This window comes from Methyloceanibacter sp., assembly GCF_050999895.1.
Classification (GTDB): domain Bacteria; phylum Pseudomonadota; class Alphaproteobacteria; order Rhizobiales; family Methyloligellaceae; genus Methyloceanibacter.
In genome coordinates this window covers 12,633-32,544 of record NZ_JBPCOU010000088.1, presented here as the reverse complement: position 1 = coordinate 32,544, position 19,912 = coordinate 12,633, and the positions used below count along the sequence as shown (strand labels likewise).

General features: G+C 64.4%; 19 protein-coding genes and 1 pseudogene. 13 read left to right on the top strand and 7 right to left on the bottom strand.

From position 1 onward, the window contains the following. Positions 1 to 565: 565 nt before the first annotated feature. From ACR2J1_RS10125 to ACR2J1_RS10115, 3 genes and pseudogenes are all read right to left on the bottom strand, one after another. Positions 566 to 1,865, bottom strand: a pseudogene (locus ACR2J1_RS10125) (HlyC/CorC family transporter). Then, the gene (gene aroB / locus ACR2J1_RS10120; RefSeq protein ID WP_434019204.1) at positions 1,862 to 3,016 is read right to left on the bottom strand and encodes a 3-dehydroquinate synthase; all 1,155 of its coding nucleotides are present in this window, start codon (positions 3,014 to 3,016) and stop codon (positions 1,862 to 1,864) included. The pseudogene ACR2J1_RS10125 and the gene aroB overlap by 4 nt, the downstream one beginning before the upstream one ends. Further along, positions 3,013 to 3,645 (bottom strand): shikimate kinase, encoded by a 633-nt coding sequence (locus ACR2J1_RS10115; RefSeq protein ID WP_434019203.1) that lies wholly within the window; start codon positions 3,643 to 3,645, stop codon positions 3,013 to 3,015. The genes aroB and ACR2J1_RS10115 overlap by 4 nt, the downstream gene beginning before the upstream one ends. A gap of 195 nt (positions 3,646 to 3,840) precedes the next feature. Here ACR2J1_RS10115 and ACR2J1_RS10110 point away from each other — a divergent pair, with 195 nt between their 5' ends. From ACR2J1_RS10110 to ACR2J1_RS10085, 6 genes are all read left to right on the top strand, one after another. Further along, a complete protein-coding gene (locus ACR2J1_RS10110; protein WP_434019202.1) occupies positions 3,841 to 4,095 on the top strand; it encodes a hypothetical protein in 255 nt (84 codons plus the stop codon). Beyond that, on the top strand, positions 4,055 to 5,980 hold the full coding sequence (locus tag ACR2J1_RS10105) for a hypothetical protein (RefSeq protein ID WP_434019201.1): 1,926 nt from the start codon (positions 4,055 to 4,057) through the stop codon (positions 5,978 to 5,980). Before ACR2J1_RS10110 ends, ACR2J1_RS10105 begins: the two co-directional genes overlap by 41 nt. A 3-nt stretch (positions 5,981 to 5,983) precedes the next feature. After that, entirely contained in the window at positions 5,984 to 6,940 is a 957-nt protein-coding gene (locus tag ACR2J1_RS10100; RefSeq protein WP_434019200.1) for a site-specific tyrosine recombinase XerD, read from the top strand. 132 nt (positions 6,941 to 7,072) lie between these two features. After that, positions 7,073 to 8,026 carry an acetyl-CoA carboxylase carboxyltransferase subunit alpha gene (locus ACR2J1_RS10095; RefSeq protein ID WP_434019199.1) on the top strand — a complete coding sequence of 318 codons (954 nt, stop codon included), beginning with the start codon at positions 7,073 to 7,075 and terminating at the stop codon, positions 8,024 to 8,026. A 176-nt stretch (positions 8,027 to 8,202) separates the two neighbouring features. Further along, on the top strand, positions 8,203 to 9,135 hold the full coding sequence (locus tag ACR2J1_RS10090) for a L,D-transpeptidase family protein (protein ID WP_434019198.1): 933 nt from the start codon (positions 8,203 to 8,205) through the stop codon (positions 9,133 to 9,135). Between the two features lie 76 nt (positions 9,136 to 9,211). Then, a complete protein-coding gene (locus tag ACR2J1_RS10085) occupies positions 9,212 to 10,054 on the top strand; it encodes a L,D-transpeptidase family protein (RefSeq protein WP_434019197.1) in 843 nt (280 codons plus the stop codon). Between the two features lie 25 nt (positions 10,055 to 10,079). On the opposite strand, the gene secA is transcribed toward ACR2J1_RS10085, so the two are convergent. The 3 genes from secA to ACR2J1_RS10070 form a co-directional block, all read right to left on the bottom strand. After that, positions 10,080 to 12,845, bottom strand: a complete 2,766-nt coding sequence (secA, locus tag ACR2J1_RS10080; protein WP_434019196.1) for a preprotein translocase subunit SecA — start codon at positions 12,843 to 12,845, stop codon at positions 10,080 to 10,082. Between the two features lie 231 nt (positions 12,846 to 13,076). Then, on the bottom strand, positions 13,077 to 13,607 hold the full coding sequence (locus ACR2J1_RS10075) for an arsenate reductase ArsC (RefSeq protein WP_434019195.1): 531 nt from the start codon (positions 13,605 to 13,607) through the stop codon (positions 13,077 to 13,079). Positions 13,608 to 13,619: 12 nt separating this feature from the next. Next, a complete protein-coding gene (locus tag ACR2J1_RS10070) occupies positions 13,620 to 13,961 on the bottom strand; it encodes an ArsR/SmtB family transcription factor (protein WP_434019194.1) in 342 nt (113 codons plus the stop codon). Positions 13,962 to 14,177: 216 nt separating this feature from the next. Between ACR2J1_RS10070 and ACR2J1_RS10065 the strand changes: the two genes are divergently transcribed. The 3 genes from ACR2J1_RS10065 (at position 14,178) to mutT (ending at position 16,810) form a co-directional block, all read left to right on the top strand. Next, positions 14,178 to 15,071 carry a peptidylprolyl isomerase gene (locus ACR2J1_RS10065; protein WP_434019193.1) on the top strand — a complete coding sequence of 298 codons (894 nt, stop codon included), beginning with the start codon at positions 14,178 to 14,180 and terminating at the stop codon, positions 15,069 to 15,071. Between the two features lie 85 nt (positions 15,072 to 15,156). Then, on the top strand, positions 15,157 to 16,353 hold the full coding sequence (argJ, locus tag ACR2J1_RS10060; protein ID WP_434019192.1) for a bifunctional glutamate N-acetyltransferase/amino-acid acetyltransferase ArgJ: 1,197 nt from the start codon (positions 15,157 to 15,159) through the stop codon (positions 16,351 to 16,353). 40 nt (positions 16,354 to 16,393) lie between these two features. Continuing rightward, the gene (gene mutT, locus ACR2J1_RS10055) at positions 16,394 to 16,810 is read left to right on the top strand and encodes an 8-oxo-dGTP diphosphatase MutT (protein ID WP_434019191.1); all 417 of its coding nucleotides are present in this window, start codon (positions 16,394 to 16,396) and stop codon (positions 16,808 to 16,810) included. A gap of 93 nt (positions 16,811 to 16,903) precedes the next feature. Here mutT and ACR2J1_RS10050 read toward each other — a convergent pair whose 3' ends face one another. Then, positions 16,904 to 17,836 carry a class I SAM-dependent methyltransferase gene (locus ACR2J1_RS10050; protein WP_434019190.1) on the bottom strand — a complete coding sequence of 311 codons (933 nt, stop codon included), beginning with the start codon at positions 17,834 to 17,836 and terminating at the stop codon, positions 16,904 to 16,906. Between the two features lie 208 nt (positions 17,837 to 18,044). Between ACR2J1_RS10050 and ACR2J1_RS10045 the strand changes: the two genes are divergently transcribed. From ACR2J1_RS10045 to ACR2J1_RS10030, 4 genes are all read left to right on the top strand, one after another. Continuing rightward, positions 18,045 to 18,221, top strand: a complete 177-nt coding sequence (locus ACR2J1_RS10045; RefSeq protein ID WP_434019189.1) for a hypothetical protein — start codon at positions 18,045 to 18,047, stop codon at positions 18,219 to 18,221. A 188-nt stretch (positions 18,222 to 18,409) separates the two neighbouring features. After that, entirely contained in the window at positions 18,410 to 18,586 is a 177-nt protein-coding gene (locus tag ACR2J1_RS10040; protein ID WP_434019205.1) for a phosphoribosyltransferase family protein, read from the top strand. A gap of 46 nt (positions 18,587 to 18,632) precedes the next feature. Then, positions 18,633 to 18,917 carry a glutaredoxin 3 gene (gene grxC / locus ACR2J1_RS10035; RefSeq protein WP_434019188.1) on the top strand — a complete coding sequence of 95 codons (285 nt, stop codon included), beginning with the start codon at positions 18,633 to 18,635 and terminating at the stop codon, positions 18,915 to 18,917. Then, positions 18,914 to 19,804, top strand: coding sequence for a carbon-nitrogen hydrolase family protein (locus ACR2J1_RS10030; protein ID WP_434019187.1), 891 nt, complete (start codon positions 18,914 to 18,916; stop codon positions 19,802 to 19,804). Before grxC ends, ACR2J1_RS10030 begins: the two co-directional genes overlap by 4 nt. The last annotated feature ends 108 nt before the right edge of the window (positions 19,805 to 19,912 follow it).

Genomic DNA, 19,912 nt, shown 5'->3' with positions numbered 1-19,912 from the left:
GCCGTGCTGGCGGAGGAACTCGCTGGCCGCGCGCATGCGCTCGCCATCAAGGCGCTGACGCCGGAAGAGAGTCTTCCCGCCGCCTAGCCGGTCACATTGCCGCGCCAGAAGGAACCGCCGGCTCGCGTCGGACGTTTCCGGCACCCTCAAACTGAAAAGGCGACAGCAATGTGTGGTGATCGTCGTCGTTCATCGTCATCGTCGTGCTTTTTTGAGCATTTCCGCTTGCCGTCGACCAGCTTGCGCTTGGCCTCGACGACAAGGGTCGAGGCGGCGGTCTGTTCGAGACTGGTGCCGGCGGGCGTCAGCGAGGACGCATCTGCGCTCGCGGCGAGTAATGCGAAACTAAAGGCGACAACACAAACGCGTAGAAGGGTGCTGACAGTCTGGCAAGCTCCCGCTCGGTCTTAATGATGAACGACGTCTACTTGCTCTTGCCTGGCGCCGGCCGCGACAATGCGTTGAGCCAAGACGACGAAGCATTCAAAAAAGACATGTTGGCAAGAAGAATCTCTACGCGAAGCCTTCAAGGTCTTGGCAAACCCAACCTTAACCGTAGGGGCAATCAGGAAACCTTGCTGGCGGGCAGGGCGGACCTCTTCTCGGTCGGCGTCACGCGCAAACTCGTGATGCGGTTCCGTTGCCGTTTCAGCACCTCATAGCGGAAGCCATGAAATGTGAAGGCATTGCCCGGGGTCGGGAATGGTCTGCGCCTCATAGATGACGACCCCGGCGATGGTCGTCGCCTCCGCGTCGGGGATGTCCCAATTCATCAGACGGTTCACGTCGCGGATGGGCACCGCGCCGTCGACGACCAGAGAGCCGTCGGGTTGCGGCTTGGCTAAAGCTGCGGCGATGTCGGTTTCGTCGGTGATCTCGCCCACGATCTCTTCGATGATGTCCTCGAGGGTGACGAGCCCCATTACCTCCCCATATTCGTCGACTACGATGGCGAAGTGCGACTTGCGCTTCAGAAAAGCGCTGAGCTGGTCCTTGACGGTGGTGGAGTCGGGCACGAACCACGGCGCCGTCGCCAGCGCCATGGTGTCGAGCTTGCTCAAATCGTCGCGGACCTCGCGCAAGGCGCGCAGGGGGTGCTTGGCGTGAAGAATGCCGACGATCTCCTCGCGCTCGCCGAGCCAGAGCGGCAATCTGGTGTGCGAGCTTTTGAGCGCGGCATCGACGATGGCCTCGGTCGGCAGTTCGGCGTCGATCGCGTCGATATTGGTCCGATGCACCATGATGTCGGAGACGGTCAGCTCGCGCAGATCGAGCACGCCGCCCAGCATGTCGCGATCGAGCTTCTTCACGCCGCCTTCCTTGTGGTGCAGTTCGATGGCGCCGCGAAGCTCTTCATGCGCGGAGAACACTTCCGTGTCCGCGCTGACCGAAGCGCCGAAGATCCGCAGCATGTAGCGGACGAGTATCTGGATGGTCCGCGTGATGGGCGCGAACACCACGACGACGACCCTCACGAGAGGCGCAACGGCGAGGGCGAAGCGGTCGGGATTCACGATGGCGGATGTTTTCGGCATCACCTCGGAGAACACCACCACGACTACCGTCATCACGATGGTGGCGTAAGCGACACCGGCTTCGCCGAACATCGTGAGGAAGACGCTCGTAGCCAGCGCCGAAGCGGCAATATTGACGAGGTTGTTGCCGAGAAGGAGCGCGCCGATGAGCCGCTCGCGCGTGAGGAGGAGGCGGTTGACGATGCGGGCGCGGGCGTTGCCGTCTTGCTCCAGCGCGTGCATGCGGGCGCGGGAGGCCGCGGTCAGCGCCGTCTCGGAGCCGGAGAAAAAGGCCGAGGCGATCAGAAGGCCGAGGATTGCGCCAAGCGTCAGTCCCAAGCTCATACTCATCGGCCCTTGCACTCCTTTTCGAGAAATTGCGTCAGGCGCGCGGGGTCGATGTCGGGTTCGACAAAGGCCGCGCCGACGCCGCGGACGAGAATAAGGACGAGCTTGCCGCCTTTGACCTTCTTGTCCTGCGCCATGAGACGCAGGAGCTGTTCGGCGGTCGGGATTTCGCCCAGGAGGTCCGCGATTTTGGTTGGAAGGCCGACGGCTTCGAAATGACGCTTCACGCGGGCGGCGTCGTCGGCAGGGCACAGACCTTGCTCGAACGAGAAGGTGAAAGCGAGCCGCATGCCGATGGCAATAGCTTCGCCGTGCAGCAGTCGATCGGAATAGCCGGCATAGGCTTCCAGCGCATGGCCGAACGTATGGCCGAGATTGAGGAGCGCGCGGGCGCCGCTTTCCTCGCGCTCGTCCTCGGCGACGACCGCGCCCTTGGCGCGGCAGCTCGTCTCGATGGCGCGGCGGCGTGCGCCGCCCAGGCCCGTGAAGATGTCGGACCAATCTTGCTCAAGCCAGGCGAAGAATTCAGCGTCGCCGAGCAGGCCGTATTTCGCGACTTCGGCATAGCCGCAGCGAAAGTCGCGCGGGGTGAGCGTGTCGAGGACATTGGTGTCGGCAAGGACGAGGGCCGGCTGATAAAAGGCCCCGATCAGATTCTTGCCTTGCGGCATATCGATGCCGGTCTTGCCGCCGACCGAGGAGTCCACTTGGGCGAGGAGGGTGGTCGGGATCTGCACGAGGCGCACGCCGCGGCGGAGGATGCTGGCTGCGAAGCCGGCAAGATCGCCCACCACGCCGCCGCCGAACGCGACCACACAGTCGCCGCGCTCGACGCCAAGCTCCAGCAGTCTTTCGGACAGGGTTGCGAGCACCGGGAAGCTCTTGCTCGCTTCGCCGGGCGTCACGATCGCCTCGCCGAGATAGAGCTTCGCCTCGTCGAGGCTTGCCTTGAGCGGCGCGAGATGCAGCGCGGCGACGGTCTTGTCGCTGACGATGGCGCAGCGCGCGTTCGGCACTGTGGCGGAGATCCAGCGTCCGGTTGCGGAGATTAGGTCCTCGCCGATGACGATGGGATAGCTACGCTCGCCAAGCGCTACGGTGATTGTGGTTTCGGGCTCGTCTTCCGCCGACGAGCTCGCGCTATCGCGTATCATCGCACCTTGCTGGGCTCTGCCTGGTCCGCGGGACGCTGCTTACGGCCGAGCGCTTCGGCGAGGGCATCGACAACGGCGGTCACGATCAGGTCGTGCGGCACGTCGCGGCTCTCCACCGTGATGTCGGCTTCGGCATAGATGGGATAGCGCTCGTCCATAAGGGTGCGCATTACAACTTGGGGGTCGCCGTCTGCAAGTAGCGGACGGTGATCGCGCCGTTGGACGCGCCTCAGCAGCACCGGCAAATCGGCGCGGAGCCAGATCGAGATACCGTTCCTCTTAATGGCTGCGCGGGTGTCCGCGTTCATATAGGCGCCGCCGCCGGTGGCCAGCACCTGGGGGCCCGTTTCCAGCAGGCGGGCGATGACCCTGCGCTCGCCGGCGCGGAAATAGGGCTCGCCATGCTCGGCAAAGATTTCGCTGATGGTCTGTCCCGCCGCCTCCTCGATCTCGCTGTCCGCGTCGACAAAGTTAATGTCGAGGCGATTGGCGAGGCGGCGGCCGACGGCGGTCTTGCCCGCGCCCATCAGCCCTATCAGGACAATGCTGCGTGCGCCCAAGGCGTCGCGAATTGCGGCGAGAGACTGGGTCCGGTCTCCCTTTTTCCCCTCTCCAAGTGCGGCGGTCATTGTAGAATCGCGGTTGCGAGAAAGAGCTTACGGGTGGCCCCGCTCGAAGCAGCGAACGGTTCCATCTTCCCAGGCTGACAACGTGCTTTCGAATCGGCCATGATGGGCGCAATTATAAAGCGCAAGCGTGGACCGAAGCCATAATAACGCCCTGTTCGAGACTAAAAGACGGTTGAGGGGAAGGCGCGCGCTTCGATGCCAACACTGTTTCGTTTACTTGTGACGTTAGGAGTGATTGGCGGTGCCATCACTGGAAGCCTCTATGTGCTCGCTGAGTTTTTCCAGCCGGAGCCCAAGGAAATTTCGAAGTCGCTGCGCAATGTCACCGCCCGCCCGGACGAACCGCCGCCGCAGGCGACCTCGGATGCTGACGAAAGCGTGTCTGGCTCTGTCGACAGCAGCGATGCTGATGCTGCCGACGCTGGCGGCGGCGCAGATTCAGCGCAATGAGCTGCCACCGCTCCCGGGTGCGACCGCCCCGGAGCAAGGCGTAGCGCCGCCGGCCGCTGGGACCTATCCCGCGCAACCCAATCAGGCTTATCCAGCACCTCCGCAAGAGGCCTACCCTTCGAGCGAGGAGGAGTATCCGCCGATGCCGGGCGAAGGCGCTGCCGTTCCACAGCCGGGTCCGGGTCGGGGGGAAGGCGCTTCCGCGCCGCCAGCCGCCGAGGAGCCGCCGATGCTCTCACAGCCGCCGGCGGGTGCACCCCAAGATTTGGCGGCCCCGCCGCCACTTTCCATCACTCCCCCGCAAAGCCCCGAAACTGCACCGCAAAGCCCCGCTTACGCACCGCAAAACCCAGCAATTGCACCGCAAATACCCTTAATTCAGGGCGACAGTCCCGGCGCGCCGGCCGTTCAGGCCGGTCCGTTGCCTGCCGATCTCTGGCAGGGGGTCGATGCCGCGGCCCTGCAACAGCTGCTGGCGGGCATCACCTTGCCCTCCACCTCGCCAACGCTTGCCGATCTGATCGCGCGCGCGCTCGCCATCGACAGTGGCGGTGGGCGCGAGCTTGCGGTGAAGGTCGGTGCGCTGGAGCGGGCAGGGCGGGTGCAGGAGCTTGCCACGCTGCTCGGCCAAGCAGCCGGCGCCGACAATCCCGGCGCCTCGGCCCGCTACGCGCTCGCGCTGTTGGCGCTCGACCGCAAGGAGGAAGCCTGCGGGATCGATGTCGGCGCGGCACCCGAGAAGGCACGTGCCGACAACGATGCCACCCGCGCGACCTTCCTGATCCCGGCTTATTGCGCGGCTGCCAAGGGCGATCCCGGCAGCGCGGGCGTCGCGCTTCAGCTTGCCCGCGACAGCAGCGTGGATGTCAGCGTCGCTGCTTCCGCCGTCGATCGCCTCGCCAAGACGGAAGGCGCGCGCGCCGTCGCGGTGCCGCAGAGGGTCGACGTGCTCGACTATGTCTTTCTCAGCCTCGAGCCGGAGAGCTTGCCCGAAGACCTTGCAGGCAGGGCCACGCCGCGGCTCCTCTCCCTCATCGCGCAAGACAAGGACGCCCCGGCGGAGCTTCGGCTTCAGGCTGCCGAACGGGCGGCCGCCCTCAACATCATCGCCGGCAATGCGCTCGGCCGCGCCTATCGCGAGGCTGGCGCGAAGCTGCCGAAATCCGCGCAATCCGGTTCGGCGCTACGCGCCAAGCTGTTCGTGGCGGTGGAGGGTGCGACAGCGGCCAAATTCCGTGCCGAATCCATTGATGCGCTGTTGGCAAGCGCCAAGGATGCGGGCATCGAGGTGCCACTCGCGCAGGCGCTGGGAGGCGCCAATGCCGGGCTCGCGCGCGATCCGCAAGCCGCGACCTACGCCGAGACGGGCGTGCGGGTCGCGGCGCTTTCCGGGGATGCGCAGGGCGGTTGGGCCTGGGCCGATGCCGGAGGCGACCGCGTGAAAGGCTGGCAGCTGCTGCTGGCCGCGCGCGACCCCTCCGACCCCCGCGCCGAAGGTGTCCTACAATCCGGCGTCGAGGTGGCGGCGAGCGGCAAGCTGCCGGCTCCGCTCCTGCATCGGCTCGTCACCGTGCTCGACGCGCTCAACTACAATGTGCCCATTCCCTTGTGGGACGAAGCGAGCAAGGCGCCGCAGCCGGCCGACGGCTTCCTGCCAGAGACGGGCGCGCTCACGACCTTGACGGAAGCCGCCGATAGCGGCCAGGTCGGGCGCACGATCCTGTTGACCGCCGCCGCTCTTGGCCCCGACGGCCCCGGCGCCGCCAACCTGATCGCACTTGGCGACGCGATGCGCGCCCTGAAGCGCGTGGGCCTCGATGCGGAAGCGCGGCGGCTCGGCTTCGAGGCGCTTTATGCGCACTGGCCTTCGCGCGGGAAGGGCTGAGTCATGGCGGCGGCGAAAGGGTCGGGCTCCTCGGAGGTTGCGCTCTTTCTCGACATGCTGATGGCGGAACGCGGCGCTGCGGCGCACACGATTGACGCCTACACGCTCGACCTCTCGGAGTTCCTGGCGTTCCTCGCCTCCAAGGGCGCCAGCGCCGCCACCGCCACAGCGGACCATCTCCGCGCCTTTCTCGTTGCGCTCAGTCGCAAGGGGCTCGCGCCGTCGTCGCGGGCGCGGAAGCTGTCGGCCATTCGTCAGTTCTTCCGCTTCCTGCTCGCCGAAGGCCTGCGCGCCGACGATCCCTCCTCGGCCGTGGACAGTCCGAAGCTCGGTCGGCCGCTGCCGAAAATTCTCTCTCTCGCCGAGGTCGAGACACTTCTTGCGACGGCGGCGCAAGGCGCCGAGATCGCCGCTGACGGCGCTCCTCGCTTGCGGGCGCTGCGCCTCAACGCGCTGCTGGAGACGGTCTACGCCACCGGCATGCGGGTCTCCGAACTGCTCGGACTGCCGCGGAAGGTGCTGTCCACCGACGACCGTGTGCTCACCATCAAGGGCAAAGGCGGGCGCGAGCGTTTGGTGCCGCTCAACGATGCGGCGCGGGCGGCGCTCGCCGCGCATCTCGCCGCGCGAGACGGGGAGGGGAAGAGATCGTCGCCTTGGCTGTTTCCATCCCTGGATGGCCGGGAGCATCTGACGCGGCAGCGCTTCGGCCAGGAATTGAAGGCGCTCGCAACCGCCGCCGGCATCGAGCCGGCCAGGGTCTCGCCCCACGTTCTGCGTCATGCTTTTGCCAGCCATCTCCTGGAGCGGGGGGCGGATTTGCGTACCGTGCAGCAACTGCTCGGCCATGCCGATATCTCAACGACGCAGATCTATACCCATGTCATCGAAGAGCGGCTGCGGCGCCTTGTCGAGCAGCATCATCCTCTGGCTCAGGCTCATTTAATCAAACGACGCTAGGTTTGGAGCGCTGGCCGCGGCCTGACGCCCGTTGACACGGTGTCTCGCGGAGGCCACTTACAACCACATTGCCATTGCCTTAATCGCGGAATCGCACCGCGGAACTGGTCAGCAGGGGCCGCAAACAGCCTGATGCGCACTTATCTCGATTTTGAAAAGCCGATCGCGGAACTCGAAAGCAAGGTCGCCGAGATCAAGGCCCTTGCGGGCGAGCAGCCATCGGTCTCACTCGAGGACGAGCTGGCGCGGCTCGAGGCCAAAGCGCAGGAGGCGCTGGAAGAGACTTATGCCGCGTTGAGCCCATGGCAGAAGACCCAAGTCGCCCGCCACCCCGAGCGGCCGCATTTCAAGCATTACATCAAGGGCCTCGTGCAGGATTTCACGCCGCTTGCGGGCGACCGCTATTTCGGCGAGGATCACGCCATCATCGGTGGCATCGGGCGATTGGGGGATCGCTCGGTCATGGTGATCGGCCACGAGAAGGGCTCCGACACGGAAGGCCGCATCCGGCATAATTTCGGCATGGCGCGGCCCGAAGGCTACCGCAAGGCGGTGCGGCTGATGGAGATGGCCGACCGCTTCTCCATGCCGGTGATCTGCCTCGTGGATACCGCCGGGGCCTATCCGGGCATCGGCGCCGAAGAGCGCGGACAGGCCGAGGCGATCGCGCGCTCCACGGATTGCTGCCTCAGCCTCGGCGTGCCCATCGTCGCGGTCATCATCGGAGAGGGCGGTTCGGGCGGCGCCGTCGCCATCGCCACCGCCAACCGCATCTACATGCTGGAGCACTCGATCTATACGGTCGCATCGCCGGAGGCCGCGGCCTCGATCCTGTGGAAGGAATCGACGCGTGCGGTCGACGCCGCCACGAATATGAAGATCACGGCGGAGGATCTCATGCGGCTCGGCATCGTCGACGGCATCATTCCGGAGCCAACCGGCGGCGCCCATCGCGACGGCGTCGAGGTGGTGCAGGCGACGGGCGTGGTTATTAACAAGGCGCTAGCGCAGTTCGACGGCCTCTCCGCGCAGGAGATTCGCAAGGAAAGGCGCGAAAAATTCCTGTCCATGGGCCGGGCAAGCTGATTTATGGCCTAAAAAAGCGCCATTTTTTGAGTCCACTCCGCCTCAAGATTTTGATACTAATGGGGGTTATCGGGGGGATGAGCCGAGGGGAATGGCGCTACACTCCGGCGGTAGCTCAACTTCGTCTTAACCTCTCACGTTCGATCTTGAGCCGACGTGCGCAAGGGACACTGCGTATGCTTCGTTCTGGCTGGATCAAATTCGTCGTTGCGGGCAGCGCGCTGGCTTCGGTCATCGCGCTCGCCGGCTGCGGCCAATTTTCGCCCGCTTACATGAAGCCGCTTCCCGCGCACACACGCGCGCTCCTCGCCCAGAAGGGCATGACGGAAGAGTCGCCAATCCTCATCCGCATCTTCAAGGTTGAGTCGGAGCTCGAGGTCTGGAAGCAGAAAGACGACGGACGTTATTACCTCTTCAAGAGCTACCCGATCTGCAGCTATTCCGGGAAGCTCGGACCGAAAGTCCAGCAGGGCGACCGACAGGCGCCGGAAGGATTCTATCTCGTCAACCAGGACCAGATGAATCCGCGCAGCAAATATCATCTCGCCTTCAATATCGGTTTCCCGAACGCCTATGACCGCGCCTATGGCCGCACCGGCGCGGATCTCATGGTGCATGGCGATTGCAGCTCGTCGGGCTGCTACGCCATGACGGATGCGGTGGTGGAGGAGATTTTCATTCTCGCCCGCGAGGCGCTTGCAGGGGGGCAGACCGCATTCCCGCTCCAGGCCTATCCATTCCGCATGACGGCCGCCAATATGGCGAGCCACAAGGACGACCAGTGGTACGGATTCTGGCAGAACCTGAAAGAGGGCTACGATTATTTTGAGACGACCCGCCTGCCGCCACCCGTCACGGTCTGCGAACGGCGCTATCTGATCAACGCCTCCTTCGTCGATAGCAGTGTCCGGCCGAGCCCGAGCGGCGCCTGTCCCGCGTATCAAAAAATGCCGGTGGTTGCGTTCAATCCGCCTAAGCAAAGCCCGAACATGTCGCAGGCCTCGCTCGCCAAGCCGCTCGGGAGCACGCTCGGCTTGAGCTTCGGCACGCCGAAGCAGAACTACCGCGCCTTCACGCTCGGGCCGTCGACACCGAGCTCAGGCAAATAAATTCCAATAACCCGACGCAAGAGCCGTAAGCCTGCCGCCTGACATCCGCGGGGCGATCCCCTATTCTTGCCGGGTCATGCTATTGCGCAGTCTCGCTCTTGTTCTCATCGTCGGCTTCATCGGCGCCGGGCTCTATCTGGCAAGCCCGGCCGGGCGGCAGCTGCTCGATCGCGTTTCCATCAATGCCAAGCGCGAGGAGAACAAGCTCCGGCACCAGTCCGGCTTGCCGCTGCGCGGTTCGCCGGATCTTGCAAAGCTCGACGAGCGGCTTGCGAGCAAGGGCGTGCGCCTCGGCGATCCACTCTTCATTCGCATCTTCAAACTGGAATCAGAACTTGAGCTGTGGGTGGAGAAAGATGGCCGTTATGAGCTGTTCGCGACCTACCCGATCTGCCGCTGGTCGGGGCGGCTCGGTCCGAAGCTGAAAGAGGGAGACCGGCAGGCGCCGGAGGGCTTCTACACGGTGGGCGCGGAGCAGCTCAACCCAGACAGCCGCTGGCACCGCTCATTCAATCTCGGCTTCCCAAATGCGTTCGATCGCGCGCATGGGCGCACGGGCTCGTTCCTGATGGTGCATGGCGGCTGCGGCTCGGTTGGCTGCTTTGCCATGACGAATGCCGGCGTCGACGAGATCTGGCGCTTCATCACCGCCGCGCTGGATAAAACCGAAGCGCACATCCCCGTGCACATCTTTCCGTTCCGCATGACCGAGCGCAAGCTCGATGCGCGCGCGAAGGCTTATCCCTGGGGCAGCTTCTGGGCGGAGCTGAAAAGGGGCTACGACCTCTTCGAAGCGAGCCGCATTCCGCCGGCCGTCAGCGTCTGCAACGGACGCTATAGAGTGGCGCCGGGAACGCTTGCTGATGTGGGCAAGCCCATCGAAGAGAATTGCACGCCGAGCTTGGCGGGCAATTCCTAAGCTAACGGTCCGCGGCGGACACGGCCTAACCGAAGGTGCCGTGGCAGTGCTTATATTTCTTGCCGGAGCCGCAAGGGCATAGCGCGTTCCGCTGCACCTTGCCCCAGGTCGACTGATCGGCGGGATCGACCGCGGCGGCCTTGCGTGTGCGTGCGGCCTTGGCCGCTCCGCGCCTATCGCCGCCACCATTGGCGGGTTCGAGCGCGAACTCGTCCTCGCCGGTGATGGGGTCGATGTGATGCACTTCCATCGCAGGCAGATCAGCGCCGTCGAGCGGCGGCACCTCATCCTGTTGTGCAAGCTGCACATGCATGAGCTGCCCGGTCACCGCCTCGCGCAGGCGCGCGAGCATTTGTTCGAACAGCGTGAAGGCTTCGCTCTTATATTCGTTGAGCGGGTCGCGCTGACCGTAGCCGCGCAGTCCGATCACCTGGCGCAGATGCTCCAGCGTCACAATATGCTCGCGCCAGAGCTGATCGACGGTCTGTAGCAGCACAGCCTTCTCGATCTGGCGCATGACCTGCGAGCCTAAGTCGGCAGCCTTCTTCGCGGCCGCGCCATCGACCGCCTTGATCAAGCGATCGTGAATCTCGGCTTCGTCGACGCCTTCTTCCTTGGCCCAATCGATAAGGGGAAGGTCGAGACCGAAGATGTGCTGAACCGCCTCTTGCAAAGACCCCATGTCCCATTGCTCGGCATAGGACTTCTCAGGGATATGCGCGCCGACGAGATCGTCGATGACGTGACGGCGCATGTCCGCGACCGTCTCGCCGAGATCCGCATCGGTCAAGAGATCGCGGCGCTGCTCGAAGATCGCCTTGCGCTGATCGTTCATGACGTTGTCGAATTTCAGCAGGTTTTTGCGGATGTCGAAGTTGCGCGCCTCGACCTTGGCTTGCGCTTTCTCCAGCGCCTTGTTGATCCACGGATGGACGATGGCCTCGTCCTCTTTCAGGCCGAGCGCCTGGAGCATGCCGTCCATGCGCTGCGAGCCGAAGATGCGCATCAGATCGTCTTCGAGGGAGAGAAAGAAGCGCGAGCGGCCAGGATCGCCCTGACGGCCGGAACGGCCGCGGAGCTGATTGTCGATGCGACGGCTTTCATGGCGCTCGGTGCCGATGACATAAAGACCGCCGGCGTCCAACGCCGTGCGTCGCTTCTCGGCGATCTCGGCCTTGATCTTGTCGCGCCTGGTTTCGATGTCCTTTTCGGTCGGCTCGCTACCCATTGTTTTCTGCTCGGTCAGCCAGTCCTCCAACAGCATGTCCAGATTGCCCCCGAGCTGAATGTCGGTGCCGCGACCGGCCATGTTGGTGGCGATGGTGACCGCGCCGGGTACGCCGGCCTGGGCGATGATGTGCGCTTCCTGCTCGTGATAGCGCGCGTTCAGCACCTTGTGCGGGACCTTGTCTTTCATCAGAAGCTCGGAGAGAAGCTCGGATTTCTCGATCGAAGTGGTGCCAACCAGTGTGGGCTGGCCGCGCTTGCTCGCATCCTTGATGAGCCCGATGATGGCGCGGTATTTCTCCATCGCGGAGCGATAGACCTCGTCATCTTCGTCATTGCGGATCATGGGCTGGTTGGTCGGCACCTCGACGACGTCGAGGTTGTAAATGTCCATAAACTCGTCGGCCTCGGTGAGCGCCGTGCCGGTCATGCCGGCGAGCTTCTCGTAGAGGCGGAAATAGTTCTGGAAGGTGATGGAGGCGAGCGTCTGGTTCTCGGGCTGGATCGAGACGTGCTCCTTTGCCTCTAAGGCCTGATGCAGACCTTCGGAATAGCGGCGTCCCGACATCATACGGCCGGTGAACTCATCGATGATGATGACCTCGTCGTCCTTGACGATGTAGTCGCGGTCGCGCTGGAACAGCGTGTGGGCGCGGAGCGCCTGCTGGATGTGGTGGACGACGGTGACGTTCTCGACGTCATAGAAAGACTCGCCCTTGAGCAGCCCGGCATCCCCGAGAAGCTGCTCGACATGCACGTTGCCGGCTTCGGTCAGCGTGACGACGCGGGTCTTCTCGTCGAGCTCGTAATCTTCCTTGACGAGCTTCGGGATGATGAAGTCGACGGAGGTGTAGAGGTCGGAGCGGTCGTCGATGGCGCCGGAAATGATCAGCGGCGTGCGCGCCTCGTCGACCAGGATCGAATCCACCTCATCGACGATGGCGTAATAGTGCCCGCGCTGCACCATGTCGGCGGTGGAATATTTCATGTTGTCGCGGAGATAGTCGAAGCCGAATTCGTTGTTAGTGCCGTAGGTGACGTCGGCGGAATACTGCGCGCGGCGCTGATCGTCGGGCAGGTCATGCACGATGCAGCCGACGGTGAGGCCGAGAAACTGGTAGATGGCGCCCATCCAGGCGGCATCGCGCTTGGCCAGATAGTCGTTCACGGTCACGACATGGACGCCCTTGCCGGCGAGCGCGTTCAGGTAGACGGGCAGCGTGGCGACCAGCGTCTTGCCTTCGCCGGTCTTCATCTCAGCAATCTTGCCCTCATGCAGCACCATGCCGCCCATGAGCTGAACGTCGAAATGGCGCTGGCCCAGGGTCCGCTTGGCGGCCTCGCGCACGGTCGCGAAGGCTTCCGGCAGCAGGTCCTCGAGCGATGTGCCCTCGCGCACCCTGGCGCGGAAGGTCTCGGTGCGGGTGCGCAGCTCCGCGTCGGAGAGAGCCTCGATTTCGGGCTCGAGCGCGTTGATGGCCGCGATCTTGCTCCCGTATTTCTTGAGCTTGCGCTCGTTGGAGGAGCCGAAAACCTTGCTGGCTAGGGTGCCAAAGGACAGCATCTGGATTTAGCCTCTCATCGCATGAGCAGTGTCGGAGGGCGTCTTCGGTCAACCGCGCAGCCATGGCGGCTCGAATGGTGGCATCATTCCAGCCACGCCCGTTCCATGAAACTCGCGGAAAGCGTCGAAAAAACGCCGGTCAGTCGGTCGCGGGAGACATAAGAGGCGGCCCAATCCTTGTCAACGCAAGGCTCCGTGGGCCGCGACACCCTCGTCTCGCGGGAGGCAGCTTCAGGCCGGCTCTTTCGCCGACATGGTCGAGAGGAATCCGATCTCGTCGAGTTGATGCTGGAGGGACAACTTATTGAGCGCCGTCAAAGGCAGATTGACGAAAATGCCGATGCGCTGAGTGAGCATGCGCATCGTGTCGGCGAAGGCGAACGCGCGCTCGGCCTCGCTGCCCTCCGCGCTCGCGGGATCCGGCAGTCCCCAATGCGCGGTCATGGGTTGACCCGGCCAGATCGGGCAGACCTCGTTGGCGGCGTTGTCGCAAACGGTGAAGACGAAATCGAGCGCAGGCGCGTCTGGCTGCGCAAACTCCTCCCAAGATTTGGAGCGGAGCCCGGAGACATCATAATTCGTGGCGCGAAGGAGATTGAGGGCCAGCGGGTTGACGTGTCCGAGCGGATGGCTGCCGGCGCTGAAGGCACGGAATTTACCTGCGCCCAAACGATTGAGCACGCATTCCGCGATGATGGAGCGAGCCGAATTGCCGGTGCACAGGAAGAGCACGTTGAGGGGGTGTTGAGCGGGGGCAGCCATGCGGGGTCTCCCTTACGTTATGCAGCAATCGGCGAGCGTGGAGGCGATCAGCGGAGCGCAGAGCTGCGGCGCGCCGCGGCAGCAATCCTCGACCAGGAAGGACAGCAGCTCGCGGGTGCCCTCGATGTTCACGCTGTAGATGACGGAGCGGCTTTCCTTGCGCGAGGTGACGAGCCGCGCCCGGGCGAGAATGGCGAGATGGGACGACAGCGTGTTGTGGGGCACCTCGAGGCGCCGCGCGATCTCGCCGGCGGGAATGCCCTCTGGTCCTTCCTGCACGAGGAGACGAAAGACTTTGAGCCGGCTCTCCTGGGCAAGGGCGCCGAGCGCCGCGACTGCATCGGCTGTGTCCATATGTCTAGAGATACAGAAATAATGCGTCGCGGTCAACGGTGGAGGCGCTGCCGTTTGCTGGGGCTTCCAGCTTGAGCAGCGGAGTCTGCGCACGCGCGGCGCCCTTGGCAACACGCCGCCCCCGGTTTAAGAAGTCGGCGGGGAAGCAGCCCAACCCGCTCGCCTTAACTCTAAAAGAGGCAACAAGAGGCGAGCCGCATATGAGGATCTCTCTTCGTGAAAACTTGGTCAGCTCCGCTGCTCATTGCAGCGACACTTGCGCTTAGTCCGCTGCCTGCCGTCGCTGCCGACGACGCCGTCGTCGCGAAGGTGGATGGCGTTGACATCAAACAATCGGACCTCGATTTTGCTGCTTCGGAAGTGGGTCCGCGCCTCGGCAATTACGGGCCCGAGGACCGTCGCCGCGTCTTGATGCAATACGTTATCGAGAACGAGCTCATGGCGGCCGCCGGCGACAAGGACAAGCTTAACGCCGCTGAAGCCTTCCAGCTGCGGCTGAAATATCACCAGCGCCAAGCGCTGCGCGACGCCTTCTTCGATGCGAAGATCCGCAATGCGGTGTCCGAGGAGGCCGCGCGGAAGGTCTATGACGAGCGCATCAAGCAAGTAAAGCCGGAGCAGGAGATCCATGCTCGCCATGTCCTCGTCGCCACGGAGGCCGAGGCCAAGGAGATCGCCGAGCGCCTGAACAAGGGCGAGGATTTCGCGGTGGTTGCCAAGGAAAAGTCGAAAGACGTGAACGCCGAAGGCGGCGATCTCGGCTTTTTCGGCCGCGGGCAAATGGTGAAGCCGTTCGAGGACGCGGCCTTTGCGCTTGAGGTCGGCAAGATCTCCGCGCCGGTGCAGACGCCCTTCGGCTGGCACATCATCAAGATTGAGGAGAAGCGCGACCGCGCGTTGCCGAGCTTCGATCAGGTGAAGGAAGCCATCGTCGGACAGCTCGTGCAGCAGAAGGCGCAGGAGATCGTGACGGGCCTGCGCGACGGGGCCAAGATCGAGGTGCTGGATCCCGAGATCAAGAAGTCCATGGAGGATGCGCAGTTCCGGGGCGAGGTGCCAGCCGACAAGACCGAAGAGAATCCTTCGGAGAATGTCGAAGACAATCACTGAGGGACGCACTGACGGGCGCGCCGATCTGGTCGCGTGAGCTGCCGTGACCACGATCTCGCCTTTCGCACCGAAGCACCTGCCACGCATGCCGGTCATCCAAGGCGTGCGGCTCGCCACATGCGCGGCAGGCATTCGCTATCCGGGCCGCATCGACCTCCTCTTCGCGCTGTTCGATCCCGGCACTGAAGTCGCGGGCGTGCTGACGCAATCCAAGACGGCGTCCGCGCCGGTGGAATGGTGCAGGCGCCATCTGGCCCACGGTCAGGCGCGTGCGCTCGTGGTCAATTCCGGCAATTCCAACGCTTTCACCGGCAGCAAAGGCCGCGAGACGGTGCGCGTGACGGCGCAGGCCGCCGCCGCCGCCGCCGGTTGCCTGGAAGCCGACGTCTATATCGCCTCGACGGGCGTGATCGGCGAGCCGCTCGATCCTGACAAGATCACCGCCCGTCTCCCCGCGCTTGCACGCGATGCACAAGACGATGCGTTCGAGCCCGCCGCGCGCGCCATCATGACCACCGACACCTTTCCGAAGCTTGCGACATGCGAGGCGCGGATCGACGGTGTCACGGTCACCATCAACGGCATGGCCAAGGGGGCCGGCATGATCGCCCCCGACATGGCGACCATGCTCGGGTTCATCTTCACCGATGCCGCGATCGAGGCCGAAGCGCTCTCTGCGCTCGTTACGCCTACCGCCGATGCCACCTTCAACGCCGTCACCATCGACGGCGATACCTCGACGAGCGACACGCTGCTCGTTTTCACCACTGGGCATGCAGCCTCGCGCGGCGCGCCGCGCATCGCGCGTGGCGACGATCCACGGCTTGCGGATTTCCGCACCGCGCTTCTTGAGGTGATGCGCGATCTCGCGCTGCAAATCGTCAAGGACGGCGAGGGCGCAACGAAGTTCGTCGCGATCCGCGTCACCGGCGCCGAGAGCGATGCCGCCGCGCGAACGATCGCGCGCTCGATCGCCAACTCGCCCTTGGTGAAAACCGCCTTCGCGGGGGAAGATCCCAATTGGGGGCGCATCGTCATGGCGGTCGGCAAAGCGGGCGAGGCGGCCGACCGCGACAAGCTCGCGATCTGGTTCGGCGACATCGCGGTCGCGAGAGACGGGGAGGTCGCGCCCACATACCGGGAAACGCAGGGCGCTGCCTATATGAAGAACGCCGAGCTTGCCGTTCGCGTCGATGTCGGCGTGGGCGCCGGCGAAGCCACGGTCTGGACCTGCGATCTCACGCACGGTTACGTGAGCATTAACGCCGATTACCGTTCATAGGGGCCGGCGGCCAACCGCTTGTTAATCAGGGGGTGAGACCATGGGCGAGGACGAAAAGCGTCCGATCGTCATTGTCGCGGCCTGTGTTCTCGTCAACGGGGACGGGGCCGTTCTGATCGCACGGCGTCCCGAGGGCCGCCCGCTTGCCGGTCTTTGGGAGTTTCCCGGGGGCAAGGTCGAGAAGGAAGAGGAGCCCGAGGCCGCCTTGATCCGGGAACTTGCAGAAGAGCTTGGCATCGAGATCGCGAAGGCGGATCTTGCGCCACTGACCTTTGTCAGCCACGCTTATTCAGATTTTCACCTGCTGATGCCGCTTTATGTGTGCCGGCGCTGGCGGGGAGAGGTCTCTGGCGTGGAAGGCCAGGAGCTCGCCTGGGTCCGTGCCGACGGACTCGAAAGCTACGCCATGCCTCCCGCGGACCAGCCGCTCAAGGCGACCTTGCGCCACCTATTATGATTGAGGATGCGATGACACCGTGGTTCGGATGGTTGGCAACACAGGGGCGCCGTTTCGCGGCCGACGAGGCCGGGGTAACGGCGCGTTCCAGGGCTAGGCTTCGTCTTTCTTAATCCGCGACGGAAACGCCGCCTTGTCGCCGGCAGGCTGCTCTTTAGTGCCCAAGGCGTCGGCCAAGCGGGCGGCGGCGCTGCCCGGCTCGAGCGGCCTCTGCTGACTGTCGGCGGGTCCCCATCCGGTCAGATAAACAATCTCGAACGTGGCCTTCACCCTGTCACCGGGGGCGCCGTAGCGCCCACGGTAGATCTCCTCCGCGCGCGCCAGGACACGCCGGGGGAGAGGGGCCTTTCGCCGGGACAGCAAGACGTTGCCGCCGCCGAGGATGCGGATCTCGCGCATAAGCGCCTGCGGCGAGGCGTAGGTCAGCGTCAAGATATCGGCATCGGCAACGGGGAGGCCGAAGCCGGCGCGCTGGAGCAGAGCGCCATAGTCCCGGACATCGGCGAAGGGCGCGACGCGGGGGCTTGCCCCGCCCTCGCTTTCGGCTTCCGCCTCCAGCAAGGCCTGACGCAATTCGCCAAGCGAGCGGGCGCCTAGGAGCGCCGCCATGAACACGCCGTCGGGCCGGAGCGCGCGGCGGATCTGTATGAGGCAGCCGGGCAGGTCGTTGACGCGGTGAAGCGCAAGCCCCGATACGACAAGATCGAGGCTCGCATCCTTGAAGGGGAGCAAGTCCTCGTCGCAGACCAACGCCGGGCGCGGGCAAAGCGCCGCCAGCGCCGGCACACTTTCGGCATAGATCATGCGGCCGACGGACGGCACTTCGGCCACGAATTGTCCGAGGCGGCCTGTATAGGCGCCAAGGTCCAAGGCCAAGGGGAAGTCCCGGAGGATCGCGGCAATGCGCTCGCTAATCTCCGCGGCGACATGGCTCAGCAGAAACTCGTGCTCGCCAAGCTCCTGGGCGAAGCGCGCGCGGCGGGCGCGCAGGAGCTTACGGTCGAACAGGCGGTGATCGTCGTTCATGGAGCCGCCACCATCGCATCTTCTCCTTTTTCGCCTTGCCGGCTCTATGATGCGCTTATGTCGCTCAGCGAGCCAGGGCGCGCGCTTGAGGGTAGCGCCACGGAATTGCCAAGGCCTTTAGCTCCGGCGCGTTTTTGGCTCGCTTGCAAACCTGCTTCTGCCGCCGGTCTGTATCGTGTGCCGGGGCGCACGGTCTCCTCTGCGCCGATTGCTGGTCGAGATCGATTTCATCGTGCCTCCGCTCTGCGACCGCCTAGGGGTGCCTCTGCCCTACGATACGGGCACGCCCGCGCCTCCGCGGCGGCGATCGCCGACCCAACGATCTACGACCGTGCGTGCGGAGCTGCTCACCGATGCGGAGCTGATCGTGCCGGTCCCGCTCTAACGTTCGCGGCTGTGGACGCGGCGCTTCAACCAATCGGCCTTGCTTGCACAGCTTGTCTCGAAGCCGGCGGAGGTTCCAGTCGATTGCTTCGTGTTGCGGCGTGTCCGCCGCACGGCAGTCTGGTCGGCCTCTCGCCGCAATAGCGACAGCGCAACGTGGCGGGCGCCTTCAAGGTGAACCCGAAACGGATGCAATGCGTTCGAGATAAGAGAGTTGTCGTTGTCGACGATGTCATCACGACCGGCGCGACAGCCGAAGCTTGCGCAAGAGCGCTGAAGCGCGCGGGCGCGAAGCGGGTGGACGTTCTAACGCTGGCTCGAGCCGTGGAGCGGCGTCGTGGGTCCTCTAGTCTTGCAACGAGTTGATGGCGGGCCCAGTTATCTGGGCGGCGATGAGCAAGGGCTTGAACTTATGACGCGTATTCTCCTCTACACCACCGAATGGTGCGGTTATTGCCGGGCCGCGAAGCAGCTCTTGCGCACCAAAGGCCACCATTTCGAGGAGATCATGGTCGATGCCGATCCGCCGAAGCGCGCCGAGATGATCGACCGCGCGGGCGGCGTGAGGACCGTGCCGCAAATCTTCATCGACGGTACCCATGTCGGCGGTTACACGGAACTTGCCGAGCTCAATCGCCAAGGCCGGCTCGATGCTTGGCTTGCCAGCGAACCAGACGACGTCGAAACCGAGTCATGAGCAAAGCTTCTAGCGAGCGGTTTCGCGTGGCGCTGGTCCAGCTCCGCTGCGGCCGTTCGGTCGCGCCGAACCTTACCCAGGCTGAGGCTCTCATCAGGCGCACCGCTGATTTGGGCGCGGACTATGTGCAGACGCCGGAGAATACCTCGTTCATGGAATTGCAGCGCGAGCGCGTGCTCGCGCTCGCCGAAACCGAGGAGGAAAGCGCGCCGCTCAGGCGGTTCCGGGCGCTGGCCAAGGAACTCGGCCTCTGGCTGCATATCGGCTCGCTGGCCACCAAGGTCGATGCGACCCGCCTCGCCAACCGCTCGTATGTGATCGGGCCCGACGGTGAGATCGCGGCGCGTTACGACAAGCTGCATATGTTCGACGTCGATCTGGCCAATGGCGAGACCTATCGCGAGTCCCGCAACTATGCGCCAGGGACGAAGGCGGTCGTGGTCGATCTGCCCATGGGGCGCCTGGGCTTGACCATCTGCTACGATCTCCGCTTCCCGGCGCTGTACCGGGCGCTCGCCACGGCAGGCGCCCAGCTCATTGCCATTCCCTCGGCCTTCACGCGGCAGACCGGCGAGGCGCATTGGCGCGTGCTGGTGCGCGCCCGGGCGATCGAGACGGGCGCCTTCATCGTTGCCGCGTCCCAAGGCGGGCCGCACGAGAATGGCCGCAGCACCTATGGCCACAGCATGATCGTGTCGCCCTGGGGCGAGGTTCTGGCCGAAGCCGGCGAGGATCCCGGCGTGATCTTCGCCGATATTGATCTGTCCGAGAGCGAGGCGGCACGGGTCCGCATTCCGGCGCTGCGTCATGGACGCGAATTCGAGGTGGAGGTCGTGGGCACTCCCCCCGCCACCGTCAGAACGTCGGGAAAAACCGCCACGACGTAAGGTCTTGTTGGGACACGCCTGCTACAACTTAACGTGGTGCCCTGTTACCGCCTTGAAGCGTTTATAATTATGAGCTGCCGGGTATTGGTTCTGTGCAACCTAGGGAAA